The 13,995-nt window shown below is 60.7% G+C and carries 11 protein-coding genes and 2 tRNA genes; 4 read left to right on the top strand and 9 right to left on the bottom strand.

Annotation, left to right across the window (positions count from 1 at the left end; all coding sequences use genetic code 11):
* Positions 1 to 34: 34 nt before the first annotated feature.
* From rplI to rnr, 6 genes are all read right to left on the bottom strand, one after another.
* On the bottom strand, positions 35 to 481 hold the full coding sequence (gene rplI, locus C0058_RS02685; RefSeq protein WP_003171376.1) for a 50S ribosomal protein L9: 447 nt from the start codon (positions 479 to 481) through the stop codon (positions 35 to 37).
* An 18-nt stretch (positions 482 to 499) separates the two neighbouring features.
* Entirely contained in the window at positions 500 to 1,387 is an 888-nt protein-coding gene (locus C0058_RS02680) for a hypothetical protein (RefSeq protein ID WP_003217488.1), read from the bottom strand.
* A 36-nt stretch (positions 1,388 to 1,423) separates the two neighbouring features.
* Positions 1,424 to 1,654 carry a 30S ribosomal protein S18 gene (rpsR, locus tag C0058_RS02675; protein WP_002551829.1) on the bottom strand — a complete coding sequence of 77 codons (231 nt, stop codon included), beginning with the start codon at positions 1,652 to 1,654 and terminating at the stop codon, positions 1,424 to 1,426.
* A 28-nt stretch (positions 1,655 to 1,682) separates the two neighbouring features.
* Positions 1,683 to 2,105, bottom strand: a complete 423-nt coding sequence (gene rpsF, locus C0058_RS02670; protein ID WP_003217491.1) for a 30S ribosomal protein S6 — start codon at positions 2,103 to 2,105, stop codon at positions 1,683 to 1,685.
* 307 nt (positions 2,106 to 2,412) lie between these two features.
* A complete protein-coding gene (gene rlmB / locus C0058_RS02665) occupies positions 2,413 to 3,168 on the bottom strand; it encodes a 23S rRNA (guanosine(2251)-2'-O)-methyltransferase RlmB (RefSeq protein WP_003217493.1) in 756 nt (251 codons plus the stop codon).
* Positions 3,165 to 5,798: a ribonuclease R gene (gene rnr, locus C0058_RS02660; RefSeq protein WP_003217496.1), complete on the bottom strand. Its 2,634-nt coding sequence runs from the start codon at positions 5,796 to 5,798 to the stop codon at positions 3,165 to 3,167. The genes rlmB and rnr overlap by 4 nt, the downstream gene beginning before the upstream one ends.
* A 224-nt stretch (positions 5,799 to 6,022) precedes the next feature.
* On the opposite strand from rnr, the gene C0058_RS02655 reads away from it, so the two are divergent.
* The 4 genes from C0058_RS02655 (at position 6,023) to C0058_RS02640 (ending at position 9,105) form a co-directional block, all read left to right on the top strand.
* Positions 6,023 to 6,109, top strand: a tRNA-Leu gene (locus C0058_RS02655).
* A gap of 173 nt (positions 6,110 to 6,282) precedes the next feature.
* A tRNA-Leu gene (locus C0058_RS02650) sits at positions 6,283 to 6,369 on the top strand.
* A gap of 145 nt (positions 6,370 to 6,514) precedes the next feature.
* Positions 6,515 to 7,540 (top strand): extracellular solute-binding protein, encoded by a 1,026-nt coding sequence (locus C0058_RS02645; protein ID WP_102367982.1) that lies wholly within the window; start codon positions 6,515 to 6,517, stop codon positions 7,538 to 7,540.
* Positions 7,540 to 9,105, top strand: coding sequence for an iron ABC transporter permease (locus C0058_RS02640; RefSeq protein ID WP_102367981.1), 1,566 nt, complete (start codon positions 7,540 to 7,542; stop codon positions 9,103 to 9,105). The genes C0058_RS02645 and C0058_RS02640 overlap by 1 nt, the downstream gene beginning before the upstream one ends.
* 108 nt (positions 9,106 to 9,213) lie before the next feature.
* Here C0058_RS02640 and C0058_RS02635 read toward each other — a convergent pair whose 3' ends face one another.
* The 3 genes from C0058_RS02635 to C0058_RS02625 all read right to left on the bottom strand — a co-directional run bounded on the left by C0058_RS02635 (position 9,214) and on the right by C0058_RS02625 (position 13,819).
* Positions 9,214 to 11,148 (bottom strand): methyl-accepting chemotaxis protein, encoded by a 1,935-nt coding sequence (locus tag C0058_RS02635; RefSeq protein WP_087692478.1) that lies wholly within the window; start codon positions 11,146 to 11,148, stop codon positions 9,214 to 9,216.
* A 139-nt stretch (positions 11,149 to 11,287) separates the two neighbouring features.
* Positions 11,288 to 12,577 carry an adenylosuccinate synthase gene (locus tag C0058_RS02630; RefSeq protein WP_003217505.1) on the bottom strand — a complete coding sequence of 430 codons (1,290 nt, stop codon included), beginning with the start codon at positions 12,575 to 12,577 and terminating at the stop codon, positions 11,288 to 11,290.
* A gap of 54 nt (positions 12,578 to 12,631) precedes the next feature.
* Positions 12,632 to 13,819 carry an ATP phosphoribosyltransferase regulatory subunit gene (locus C0058_RS02625; RefSeq protein WP_003217507.1) on the bottom strand — a complete coding sequence of 396 codons (1,188 nt, stop codon included), beginning with the start codon at positions 13,817 to 13,819 and terminating at the stop codon, positions 12,632 to 12,634.
* Positions 13,820 to 13,995: the final 176 nt, after the last annotated feature.

Here is a 13,995-nt window from a genome sequence, read left to right as displayed (position 1 = left end):
CTGGCACGCGAGGTGCCAGTCAGTTAGGTGTTGCTTAAGCTGCTACCACAACAACGCGTACGGTTGCTTCGACTTCAGCGTGCAGGTGCACGGCTACATCGAATTCGCCAACGTTGCGGATGGTGCCGTTCGGCAGACGAACTTCGCTCTTCTGCACTTCAACGCCGGAGGCGGTCAGTGCATCAGCGATGTCGTGGGTGCCGATCGAACCGAACAGCTTGCCTTCGTCACCGGCGGTGGCAGTGATAGTCACTTCCAGCTCAGCCAGTTGGGCAGCGCGAGTTTCGGCCGAAGCTTTTTTGTCTGCTGCTGCTTTTTCCAGCTCAGCACGACGCTCTTCAAACGCAGCCAGGTTGGCAGCGGTTGCAGCGGTGGCTTTGCCGTATGGCAGCAGGTAGTTACGACCGTAGCCGGCCTTAACGTTCACTTTGTCGCCCAGGTTGCCCAGGTTGGCGACTTTTTCCAGAAGGATCAGTTGCATGTGAAAATCCTCTAACTTTTAACCTTCACCGTTCGCGTTATCGGCGTCTTTCGGCGCCAGACGACCGCGAAAATCAATCAGGCCGTCGACAATGGCCAAAACCACGAGTAACGGATAGATCAGTTGCATGAACAGCAACAGCGTCACGTACAACCCCACCAGCCAGAATCTGCCCAGTCGCTTTTGCGCCACCAGCCCATGAATCAGGGACAGGCCGGCGAATACCAGCGGTACGCTGCACAACGGCACCAACAGCGCCAGGCCAAAAGTCGGCCCGACCACCATGAACGCCAGCAGCAACATCGCCGGTCCAGCGGGGATTCTGATACTGCGAAACTCGCGACCAAAACCACCCGGGTTATACAACAACGCCTGCCAGTAACGCCCAAGAATCAGGCTCAGCAAGCTGACAATCTGCAACAGTGCCGCTATCAGGCCGGTAAGCATCGGTGCAACCACTGACGCAAAGCGCGCTCGCTCCTCTACCGATAACTGCTGGTAGAGATCCCCGAGGGCCAGCGGCAGGATCTTGATGATCTCCTGCGCCAGCGCCTCGATTTGCGGGCGGAAAGCCGCGCCAAGCGCCAGTGAATACACCAACCCCAATGCCACGCTGACCAGCAGCGTACGGACCCAGGACTCACTTGCGCGCAAAACCAACGCAAGGGTCGATGAACCGAGCAGTACCAGAAGTACCCGTGGATCATCGAATTTCAACCACCAGACCAAGGCCGGCAGTATTCCCAGGGCAAGAACGCCAAGGGCGTCCTTCAAACCGCGCCGCAGAAGCACAAGGCAACCCGCGGCAGCACCCAACCAATACAACAACGGCAATGCTGCACATCCAGCCACTACCAGAGTGGCCTGCACACGACCGCGCATGATGAACTCAGCTAAGGCGCGCATGCATTCAATCCCTTACTACTTGTCGACTGCCCGGTCTCAGCGGCCGTGGCTGTCGGTGTAGGCCAGCAGGGCCAGGAAGCGGGCGCGCTTGATAGCGGTGGCCAGCTGACGCTGATAACGAGCTTTGGTACCGGTGATGCGGCTTGGAACAATTTTGCCGGTCTCGGATACGTAGGCTTTCAGAGTGTTGAGATCTTTGTAATCGATCTCCTTCACGTCTTCAGCGGTGAAGCGGCAGAATTTACGACGACGGAAGAAACGTGCCATTTGATAGGCTCCTTAAAAGGTCCGTGGATTACTCGTCAGCGTTATCGCTGTTGTCGCTGTCATCACTATCAGCGCTTTCAGCGCCTTCGTGCTCAGGACGGTCGCGACGCTCACGGCGCTCACTGCGGTTTTCTTCAGCCTTGAGCATCTCGGATTGGCCGGTAACGGCTTCTTCGCGACGGATGACCAGGTTACGGATCACTGCATCGTTGTAGCGGAAGTTGTCTTCCAGCTCGGCCAGGGCCTTGCCAGTGCACTCAACGTTCAGCATCACGTAGTGAGCCTTGTGAACATTGTTGATTGCGTAGGCCAGTTGACGACGGCCCCAATCTTCCAGACGGTGGATTTTGCCGCCGTCTTCTTCGATCAGCTTGGTGTAACGCTCTACCATGCCGCCGACTTGCTCGCTTTGATCCGGGTGGACCAAAAAGATGATTTCGTAATGACGCATGAATGCTCCTTACGGGTTGTAGCCTGCCGCTCAAAAACGGTCAGACAAGGAGTGAATGACACTTATGGATCTTGCCGAAGGGAGGCACATGCGTGCCTGCCATGAAGGCAAGGGGCGCAATTGTAGAGAAGGGGGAGAAAGGGTGCAAGGTGATTGGTGATTATTTGAACAGCCCCCATACACCACAAAAACAAATGTGGGAGGGGGCTTGCTCCCGAAAGCGATGTGCCAGTCACCAAATGCACTGACTGATACACCGTATTCGGGAGCAAGCCCCCTCCCACATTTTGACCTGCGCCAGACTTGGTTATTTCTTGGCTTTAGCCTTGGCGCCACGCTGGCGCTGGGCTTCGAACAGGCAGACGCCCGTTGCGACTGAAACGTTGAGGCTGCTGACGCTACCGGCCATCGGCAGGTGCACCAGGTAATCGCAATGCTCGCGGGTCAGGCGGCGCATGCCCTTGCCTTCGGCCCCCATGATCAGGATGGTCGGGCCGGTGAGGTCCTGGTCATAAATGCTGACCTCAGCCTCCCCCGCCGTACCCACGACCCACAGGCCGCGCTGCTGGAGTTTCTCGAGGGTGCGCGCCAGGTTGGTCACGGCCACCAGCGGAATCACTTCCGCCGCACCGCAGGCGACTTTACGCACGACAGGCGTCAAGGTTGCCGACTTGTCTTTAGGCACGATCACCGCCAACGCACCGGCAGCATCCGCCGAACGCAGGCAGGCGCCGAGGTTGTGCGGATCGGTCACGCCGTCGAGCACCAGCAACAGCGGTGCGCCTTCGGTGCGGTCGAGCAGCTCGTCGAGCATCGCTTCGCCCCAGACCTGGCTTGGACTGACGTCGGCTACCACGCCCTGGTGAACGCCTTCGACCCAGACGTCCATCTCGCGCCGCTCGGCCTGGCCGATGGCAACTTTGTTCTGATTGGCCAGTTCGACCAGCGCTTGAACACGCGGCTCACTGCGGCCTTCTGCCAACCACACCTGCTTGACGCGTTTCGGGTGGTGACGCAGCAATGCTTCTACGGCGTGCACGCCGTAGATTTTTTCCAGACTCATGACTTGGCCTTAGGTTTGCGCGACCCGCCGCTTTTCGCGGGGGCCGAACCCGCTTTTGGCGGGCCTTTACGGTGTTTACTCGGCTTGCTCGACGGCTTTTCCGCCTCGCGGGACTTTCCCCCAGACGCCGCTTTACCACCGCTTTTGGCTTCGTTGAGCAACTGCTGCTTCAACTCGCGGCTCTTGCGCAGCTCGGCGTTTTTCGCCGCGGCATCGCTAGGGCGGTAGGCTTCGGGGGCCTTGTCCTTGGCAGACGAACGACGCGCAGGCTTGGCTGGCGCAGGCTCGGCGACCGCTGCTTTCGCAGGAGCACCTTTGCCTTTGCTGGCCGGGGCTGCAGTTTCGCTGCCACGTTTTTTACGGCCAGTCGGTTCAGCCGGCTTGTCAGGCATACCGAAATCGATCTTGCGCTCGTCGAGGTCGACGCGCATGACCTGCACTTCCACGGTATCGCCCAGACGGAAGCTGCGACCGGTGCGCTCGCCCGCCAGGCGGTGATGCACAGGGTCGAAGTGGTAGTAGTCACCCGGCAAGGCGGTGACGTGCACCAGGCCCTCGACGTAGATGTCGGTCAGCTCGACGAACAAACCAAAACCGGTCACGGCAGTGATCACACCCGGGAACGACTCGCCCACGCGGTCTTTCATGAACTCGCACTTGAGCCAGTTCACTACGTCGCGGGTGGCTTCGTCGGCACGGCGCTCGCTCATGGAGCACTGCTCGCCCAACTGTTCCAGGGCCGCTTCGTCGTACGGATAGATCCGTGCCTTCGGAATGGTCATGGCACCAGCACGCTTGACGTGCGGGGTGTTCTGCTTGGAATGGATCACGCTGCGGATCGCCCGGTGCGTGAGCAAGTCCGGGTAACGACGAATCGGCGAGGTGAAGTGGGTGTACGCTTCGTAATTCAGGCCGAAGTGGCCCTGGTTATCGGCGCTGTACACCGCCTGGCTCAGGGAGCGCAGCATGACGGTCTGGATCACGTGGTAATCCGGACGGTCCTTGATGCTCGCGAGCAGAGCCTGGTAGTCCTTCGGCGTCGGGCCGTCCTTGCCTTTGTGCAGGGACAGGCCGAGCTCACCGAGGAACGCGCGCAGCTTCTCCAGACGCTCCGGCGGCGGGCCGTCGTGCACCCGGTACAACGCAGGAATCTCGTGCTTTTTGAGGAATTCTGCGGTGGCCACGTTGGCCGCCAGCATGCATTCCTCGATCAGCTTGTGAGCATCGTTGCGCGTGGTCGGGGTGATTGCGGCGATCTTGCGCTCGGAACCGAAGACAATACGGGTTTCCTGAGTTTCAAAGTCGATCGCGCCACGCACGTGACGAGCGCCCAACAGCACCTTGTACAGCGCGTAGAGCTGCTTGAGGTGCGGCACGACATGCCCGTACTCACCACGCAGGGCCTTGGCCTCGCTGGTTTTCGGCTGTTCCAGGATGGTGCTGACCTTGTTGTAGGTCAGGCGCGCCTGGGAGTGAATCACCGCTTCGTAGAACTGGTAGTCGGTCATTTCGCCGGTTTTCGAGATGGTCATCTCGCACACCATGGCCAAACGGTCGACTTTCGGGTTCAGGGAGCACAGGCCGTTGGACAGCTGCTCAGGCAGCATCGGGATGACGCGCTCGGGGAAGTACACCGAGTTGCCGCGCACCTGGGCTTCGTTGTCCAGGGCCGAACCGATCTTCACGTAGCTGGACACGTCGGCAATCGCGACGAACAACTTCCAGCCGCCGGAGAACAGGCGCAGTTTGCCAGGCTTGGCTTCGCAGTAGACCGCATCGTCGAAGTCGCGAGCATCTTCGCCGTCAATGGTGACGAACGGTAGATGACGCAGGTCGATGCGCTTCTCTTTGTCTTTTTCTTCGACTTCCGGCTTGAGCTTGGCGGCTTCTTTGAGCACAGCCTCAGGCCAGACGTGAGGGATATCGTAGGTGCGCAGCGCAACATCGATCTCCATGCCCGGCGCCATGTAGTTGCCGACCACTTCAACGATATCGCCCTGTGGCTGGAAGCGCGCAGTGGGCCAGTGGGTGATTTTCACCTCGACGAACTGGCCCACTTTGGCGGCGCCATTGCGCCCCGGGGTGATCAGCACTTCCTGCTGGACCTTGGGGTTATCCGGCACCACGAAGCCGATGCCGCCTTCTTCGAAGTAACGGCCGACGATGGACTCGTGGGCACGGGACACCACTTCGACGATCACGCCTTCACGGCGACCGCGACGGTCGAGGCCGGAAACGCGGGCCAGGGCACGGTCGCCATCAAACACCAGGCGCATTTGCGCCGGGCTCATGAACAGGTCGTCGCTGCCATCGTCCGGGATCAGGAAGCCGAAACCGTCACGGTGGCCGGCGATGCGGCCGAGGATCAGGTCGAGCTTGTCCACCGGCGCGTAGGTGCCGCGGCGGGTGTAGATCAACTGGGCATCGCGCTCCATGGCGCGCAGGCGACGACGCAGGGCCTCGAGTTGGTCTTCGGTGGTCAGACCGAACTCTTCAACCAGCTGCTCGCGGCTAGCAGGCGAACCCCGATCGGCGAGGTGCGCCAGGATCAGTTCGCGGCTAGGAATGGGGTTTTCATATTTTTCCGCTTCACGAGCGGCCTCGGGATCGAGGGACTGCCAATCGGCCATTAGAGAGTTTTCACCTTGTCTATATGCGGGTTAGTTTGGCATACGCGTATTGAAACGGGAAATTTCAGGTGTCAACAAGCCCGTAAAAGCACTTTGTAGCCCTTGGAATGCACCTTGCGCGACCGTCGGCGAAATATTCCAGACTTTTTTCATGGCAGGGCTTTACAGCTCAAAACAGCCTCCGTATAGTGCGCGCCATCGACGACGGCAACGTTGTTGATGTTGCCCAGGTGGTGAAATTGGTAGACACGCCAGCTTCAGGTGCTGGTGATCGCAAGGTCGTGGAAGTTCGAGTCTTCTCCTGGGCACCAATTTCAAACTCAAGGTTATGCCTTGAGTCTCCAAAAACCCGCGAAAGCGGGTTTTTGCGTTTCAGGCCTTTGATTTTTAAAGAGAATCTTGATTTATATTTTTGAATCAGGGGTTTACAGATCAAAAAGCCCTCCGTATAGTTCGCTCCATCAACAGCGCAAGCGTTGATAATGCCCAGGTGGTGAAATTGGTAGACACGCCAGCTTCAGGTGCTGGTGATCGCAAGGTCGTGGAAGTTCGAGTCTTCTCCTGGGCACCAAATTCAGATCAAACCCGCGAAAGCGGGTTTTTTCGTTTCCGGGGTTTGAAAACCTGACCGGTGATTTCCCCCCTCGTCCGCACTTGAGAAGTTTTATCGTTTATCCTTGTAAGGATTTGTTGCACTCAAGTGAGGAAAACCCCGGATGATGATCCGCGATACCCGTCTCAAGACATCCCTTCTGCGTGGCCTGACCATCACTCTGCTCGGCCTGACCCTGCTCTCGCCCGCTGCCTATTCTGCCGACAAGGTTGCACTGACCTTGTACAACGGCCAACACAAGGAGGTCGGCGATGAACTTGCCAAGGCCTTCGAAGCCAAGACCGGCATCCACGTCAATGTGCGCAAGGGCAGCAGCAACCAGCTGGCCAGCCAGGTCGTCGAAGAAGGTGACCGCTCCCCTGCCGACGTGATCTACACCGAAGAATCGCCGCCGCTGAATAAACTCGGCGAGCAAGGCCTGCTGGCAACCATCGACGCCAGCACCCTCGACATCCTGCCGAAGGAATACGTGGCCGCCAACGGCGCCTGGATGGGCGTAACCGCACGCACCCGCGTCGTGGCCTTCAACCCGAAGCTGATCGCCGAGAAAGACCTGCCCAAGTCGGTACTGGATTTCGCCGGGCCCGAGTGGCAAGGCAAGGTCGGTTTCGTGCCCACCAGCGGCGCGTTCCAGGAACAAGCCGTAGCGATCATCAAGCTGCACGGTCGCGAAGCGGCTGAAGAGTGGCTGACCGGCCTGCGCGCTTTCGGCAAGGTCTACAGCAACAACATGGTTGCGCTCAAGGCCGTGGAAAATGGCGAAGTCGCCACCGTGCTGGTGAACAACTACTACTGGTTCGCCCTGAAGAAAGAAAAAACCAACCTGGATTCGCAGCTGCACTACTTCACCAACGGCGATGCCGGTGGCCTGATCACCGTGTCTGCCGCGGCTGCACTGAAATCCAGCAAGCATCCAAAGGAAGCCCAGCAACTGCTGGCATTCATGGCCAGCGAAGAAGGCCAGCGGGTAATCACCAACACTTCCGCCGAATACCCGCTGCGCAAGGGCATGGAATCCAACCGCGGCCTCAAGCCTTTCAGCGAGCTGCAACCGCCGAAAGTCACCCCTGCCGACCTGGGCAACGCCGAAGAAGCCCTGGAACTGGAACGTGACGTTGGCTTGAACTGATGAACCCATCGCTCCCCGCCCCCGCCTTGCGCGGGGGTTTTACGCCGAGACGCAAACGCCCTTCGATCTGGTTGCTGCTACCAGTCCTGCTGCTGGTAGGCCTGAGCCTGTTGCCGCTGGCGTATGTCGGCCTCAAGGCCTGGCAGGCAGGATGGGCCGAGGCGGTGCATTTGCTGTGGCGACCCTATGTATTCGGGTTGCTGCGCAACACCCTGGCGCTGATGGTCGGCGTCACCGTGGCCTGCGGCGTGATCGGCTTGTCCCTGGCCTGGCTGCTGGAACGCAGCAACCTGCCGGGGCGGCGGATCTGGGGAGTGATCCTGTGCCTGCCGTTCGCGGTGCCGGCGTTTGTCAGCAGCTTTACCTGGGTTTCGTTAAGCGCCAACTTTGAAGGGTTGGGCGGAGCGATCCTGGTGATGACCCTGTCCAAATACCCGCTGGTGTTTCTGCCGGTGGCGGCAACCCTGCGCAATCTTGATCCATCCCTGGAAGAATCGGCCCGCACCCTCGAACTGAATCGCTGGGGCGTATTCTTTCGCATCACCTTGCCGCTGCTGTGGCCGTCGCTGCTGGCCGGGGCACTGTTGATTGCCCTGCATATGCTGGTGGAGTTCGGCGCGCTGTCGATCATCGGCTTGCAGACGTTTACCACCGCGATCTACCAGCAATTCGAGCTGGAGTTCAGCAACGCCAATGCGGCGATGCTCTCGGCGGTGCTGCTGGTGATGTGCCTGACGCTGCTCTGGCTGGAGCTGCGGGTGCGCGGCAAGGGCCGACACGTGCGTACCGGCCAGGGCGCGGCGCGGCATGCCGAACAGGTTCGACTCGGCAAATGGGCGGCGCTGGGGCAGCTGTATTGCCTGCTCCTGGCGATCATCGGCAGCGGCATTCCACTGGGCATGCTCGGTTATTGGCTGGCAGTGGGCAGTTCGGCGGCATTTCCGATAGCCGAGATCAGCGAGGCGCTGCTTTCTTCGTTGGCGCTATCCCTGGGCGGCGCCGCGCTTTGCCTGTTGTTTGCCGTGCCGGTGGGCTTGCTGGTGGTGCGCTACAAGGGCCAGCTCGCACTGTGGGCCGAGCGCCTGCCGTACCTGCTGCACGCCCTGCCCGGCCTGGTAATTGCGCTGACACTGGTGTATTTCGCCCTGCATTACGTGCCGGCGCTGTATCAAACGTCGGCATTGCTGCTGATCGCTTATGCGCTGCTGTTTTTGCCCCTGGCCCAGGCGCCGATCCGCACGGCGCTGAACAAGGCAGCACCCCAGCTGGAAGAGGCGGCGAGAACGCTGGGCGCGTCGTCGTTCAGTGCGTTTTGCCGGGTGACGCTGCCGATTATTTTCCCGGCATTGGGGGCGGCGTTTGCGCTGGTATTCCTGGATGCAATGAAGGAATTGACGGCGACGTTGCTGCTTAGTCCGACCGGGCTGAATACCTTGGCAACTGCCGTGTGGGCGCACACCTCGAATGTGGAATTCGCGGCAGCGGCGCCCTATGCGGCATTGTTGATTTTGGTGTCGGGACTGCCGGTGTATTTGCTTACGACGCGGATGTACCTGAGCCGCTGAAATAGCTTTCGCGAGCAAGCCCGCTCCCACATTTGCTCGCATTCCAGAAGTGGAACTCGGTCGAATGTGGGAGCGGGCTTGCTCGCGAAAGGGCCGCACCAGGCGACATCAAGCCCGGAACTGCCCCAAGCTCGCCTTCAACTGCGCAGCCAACCCATCCAGCACTTTGCCACTGGCTGTAGTCTCTACCACCGCCTGCGCCGCTCGCTCAGCCTGGGCATGAATGATCTCGACTCGCCCACGCACCGCATGCGCACCCTGCGCCTGATGCTCAGCCGCCCGCGTCGCCAGGCCAATCGCTGCATGCACCTGCTCCACCGAGGCCTGCACCGACTGCTGCAGGCGCACGCTGTCGCGTAATACCAGCAAACCTTCACTGGCCTGGCGCCCGGCCTTGCCGATGGTTTCCACAGCCTCACGGGCGCCTTGCTGCAAGGCCACGATGTGGGCCTGGATGTCGCCGGTAGAACTCTGGGTTTTACTGGCCAGGGCGCGAACCTCGTCCGCCACGACCGCAAAGCCGCGCCCGGTCTCACCGGCTCGCGCCGCCTCAATAGCCGCGTTGAGCGCCAGCAGGTTGGTTTGCTCGGCAATCCCGTGGATCACCGTTAACACCACCTCGATCTGCTCGCTCTGCTGCGCCAGCCGCTCGATCACCTTGGAACCGGCCTGCACCTGCCCCGCCAACGCCTCGATCAAGCTGCCGACTTCGGCTGAAGTGCGGGAATTTTCATCAGTCGCCTGGCGAATATCCACCACCTGCTGCAAGGCCGCCTGCATCGCATGGCTTTCCGCCTGGGCCTCATCCGCCATTTGCGACAGCGCCCGCAGGCTTTCGGCAACCTCATCACGCTGCAAGCCGGCGGCCGCATCGGCACCCGCATTGCGCAGGGTCATCGCGCCGATTTCCACACCGGTACGCTGGGCCACATCACCGGCTTCACGCACGATCGGCTGCAATTTATCCACAAAACGATTGACCGCCGAGGCCATGTCGCCGATTTCGTCCCGGCTGTTGATCTGCACACGCTTGGTCAGGTCGCCCTCGCCTGCCGCCAGATCGTCCATCGCTGCAATCAGCAGCTTCAGGCGATTGACCACCCGACGGCCGAGCACTACAGCAATCAACAGCAATACACCAAAACCTACCACCGCCAGGCCCATGCCGATGCGCCAGCGCAAGGTGCCCGCCGCCTCTTGCACGGTGCTGGTGGTATTGGCGGTCATCTGGGTGGCGGTGGCTTGCGCCGACTGCAAACGCGCGCCCATGGCCGCCGCGCTGTCAGCCGCGGCACCCTTGAGGCTGTCGCCCACCAACTGGTCACCGCTGGCAATCAGTGCAGCAAAACGCTTGTCCAGCGCGGCCAGGTCAGCCTCGACCGAGGCAGTCGAAACCCCCATGCGGACCTTGCCGATCTCTACGCCATTGGGGCTGATGGACGCTTCGACGTAGAACACCGAGGGATCATTCTTCGCCGCATCCAGCACTTTATCCAGGGCACGTTCGCCCTTGCCCTTTTCCAGCAGCGCCTGGTTGATCGGGTTTTCACGATTGAGGTAACGGGTCAGGTGCTCACCAGCCGCGTCGTCATACACCACAAACAACACGTTGGGATTGCGCTGGGCTCTGCGGGCAAACTCAGACAGCGTCGGCACGTCGCTGTCCCACATGGCGCGCGGCGCCACCGAGGCGAGCAGTTGCGCCATGTCATTGGCAGAGTCCTGCAGGTCTTTTTCCAGGGTCGCACGCAGTTGCTTCTGCTCTTCCTGCAGGCGCGTGGAAAGCCCCGCCGTCAGACGCTGGCGCGTGCTGGAAGACAGACTGTCCAGGCTGGATGTCACTTCCTTGCCGGCTTGCGCCAACTCGCCGGACAGTTTCTGGCTGTCGACGCCCAGGCGATTGCCCAAATCAGCTTCCAATGCAGTGACGGTGCTTCGCGTCAGGGCGACGGCCACCAGTACTTGCACCAAAAGAGCGATACCTAGGGTAACGAACACCGGCCGCAACAGCCGGCTTTGTAACAATGAGAGAACGGCAGACACTGGGAATCCCTCCACCACGGGTGCCATTAATTTGATAGCACCGCGAAAGAAAGAACCATAGCAAGGGTCGTGCCGTTTACCAGGCGGAAACGACAAAGGGCTCCCGAAGGAGCCCTTTGCTTTTTACATCAACAGCTTATTAAGCGAACGGGTGACGCAGAACGATGGTCTCGTTGCGGTCCGGGCCCGTCGAAATAATGTCGATTGGCGCACCGATCAGCTCTTCAACGCGCTTGATGTAAGCGCGGGCGTTGGCTGGCAGTTCTTCCAGGGTCTTGGCGCCCACGGTCGATTCGGTCCAGCCTGGCACTTCTTCGTACACAGGCTGCAGGCCTACGTAGCTGTCCGCGTCAGTCGGGGCAACGTCCTTGCCTTCCGCATCCTTGTAGCCGATGCAGATGTTGATGGTTTCCAGGCCGTCGAGTACGTCCAGCTTGGTCAGGCAGATGCCCGAGATGCTGTTCACATCGATAGCGCGACGCAGGATAACGGCGTCGAACCAGCCACAACGGCGGGCACGGCCGGTCGTCGCGCCGAACTCGTGGCCTTGTTTGGCCAGGTGCGCGCCGACGTCGTCGAACAGTTCAGTCGGGAATGGACCCGAACCTACACGCGTGGTGTATGCCTTGGTGATGCCGAGGATGTAGTCCAGGAACATCGGGCCAACGCCCGAACCCGTCGCAACGCCGCCAGCGGTGGTGTTGGAACTGGTGACGTACGGGTAGGTGCCGTGGTCGATGTCCAGCAACGAGCCCTGGGCGCCTTCGAACATGATGTCTTTGCCGGCGCGACGCAGGTCGTGCAGCTCGGCAGTCACGTCCAGCATCAGCGGCTTGAGCAGCTCGGCGTATTCCTTGCACTCGGCCAGGGTCTTTTCAAACTCGATGGCCGGCTCTTTGTAGTAACCCACCAGCATGAAGTTGTGGTAATCCACCAGTTCACGCAGCTTGTCTTCAAAGCGCGGCATGTTGAGCAGGTCGCCCACACGCAGGCCACGACGTGCAACCTTGTCTTCGTAGGCCGGGCCGATGCCGCGACCGGTCGTGCCGATCTTCAGCTCGCCACGGGCCTTTTCACGGGCCTGGTCCAGCGCAACGTGGAAGGACAGGATCAGCGGGCAGGAAGGGCTGATACGCAGGCGCTCGCGCACTGGCACGCCTTTCTCTTCCAGCTTGGTGATCTCGCGCAGCAGGGCGTCAGGTGCAACCACCACGCCGTTGCCGATCAGGCACTGCACGCCTTCGCGCAGTACACCCGACGGGATCAGGTGCAAGACGGTTTTTTCGCCATCGATGACCAGGGTGTGGCCAGCGTTGTGGCCACCTTGGTAGCGCACTACGGCGGCAGCATGTTCGGTCAGCAGATCAACGATCTTGCCTTTGCCCTCATCACCCCATTGGGTGCCCAGGACTACGACATTCTTACCCATAACACTTGTCCTCATTCGCGCAAACTTGGTGCCGGCAGTGGCCGGCAGGAAAACTCAAGAAGCCAGTGGCGATACTTGCCAAAGCCCGTTCTGCTGAATCAATTGCCGGTCGCAGTCCGCTTCACGGGCGGCGGCCAATGGCTGCCCAGGCAAGGCCTGGACCACACGCTGACCCTCACTGCGCAACTGGCAAACCTGCTGCCAGAGTGCTGCGTCCGTACTGTCGGGCATCCAGATACCGCCAGACGGCAGTTCGACCTCAGCACGCCCCAGGGTCACCAGGGTTTTCAAATCGGTGGAAAAACCGGTCGCCGGACGAGCGCGACCGAAGTCGGCGCCGATATCGTCGTAACGACCGCCCTGGGCGATGGCCTGGCCAACACCCGGGACAAACACCGCAAACACCACACCGGTGTGGTAGTGGTAGCCGCGCAACTCACCCAAATCAAAATACAGCGGCAACTGCGGGAAGCGCGCAGACAACTGCTCGGCAATCGCCAGCACATCGTCCAGGGCCGCCAATACATCAGCCGGCGCATTCGCCAGGCGATCACGGGCGGCGGTCAGTACTTCACGGCCGCCACACAGATCCACCAGCGCACGCAGCATGCCGGCCAGGTCGGCAGGCACGCCCGCCGTCAGGGCAATCACTTCATCGATGGCCTTGCGCTGCAAGGCATCGAACAACTGTTGTTCCACTTCACCCGACAAGCCGGCCGCACGGGCCAGGCCGCGGTAGATACCGACATGCCCAAGGTCCATGTGCACATCCGGCACATCGGCCAGCTGCAACATGGCCAGCATCAGGCTGATGACTTCCACGTCGCTGCTCGGGCTGGCATCACCGTACAACTCGGCGCCCAACTGGATCGGGCTGCGGGACGACGACAACGCACGCGGTTGCGCATGCAGCACGCTGCCGGCGTAGCACAGGCGGCTTGGCCCTTCGCGACGCAGGGTGTGCGCATCAATGCGCGCTACTTGCGGCGTGATGTCGGCACGAAAGCCCATTTGCCGGCCCGATTGCGGGTCGATGACCTTGAAGGTGCGCAGATCCAGGTCCTGGCCCGCGCCGGTCAGCAGGGATTCCAGGTACTCGATATGCGGAGTCACGACAAACTCGTAACCCCAGCTCTGGAACAGATCCAACACCTGGCGGCGCGCGATTTCAATGCGCGCAGCTTCTGGTGGCAGTACTTCTTCGATGCCATCTGGCAGCAGCCAGCGGTCTACCGTTGCCATTACGCCATTCCCCTATGATCCGGGCGGCCAGCCCTCGGGCGAGCCTTGAGTGAAGCAGAAAATACCCGGCCCCTGCATAAACCACGCGCAAGAGCGACGTGACGAACGACCAACAATCGGCCTCGTCGGGCACTTTCCTCGAAAAACCTGTGGCGCCTGCGGAGCAAAACCACAAT

The sequence above is a fragment of the Pseudomonas sp. NC02 genome, from assembly GCF_002874965.1.
Classification (GTDB): domain Bacteria; phylum Pseudomonadota; class Gammaproteobacteria; order Pseudomonadales; family Pseudomonadaceae; genus Aquipseudomonas.
Note: the sequence above shows the minus strand (reverse complement) of the source record. Positions and strands in the feature narration are given on the sequence as shown.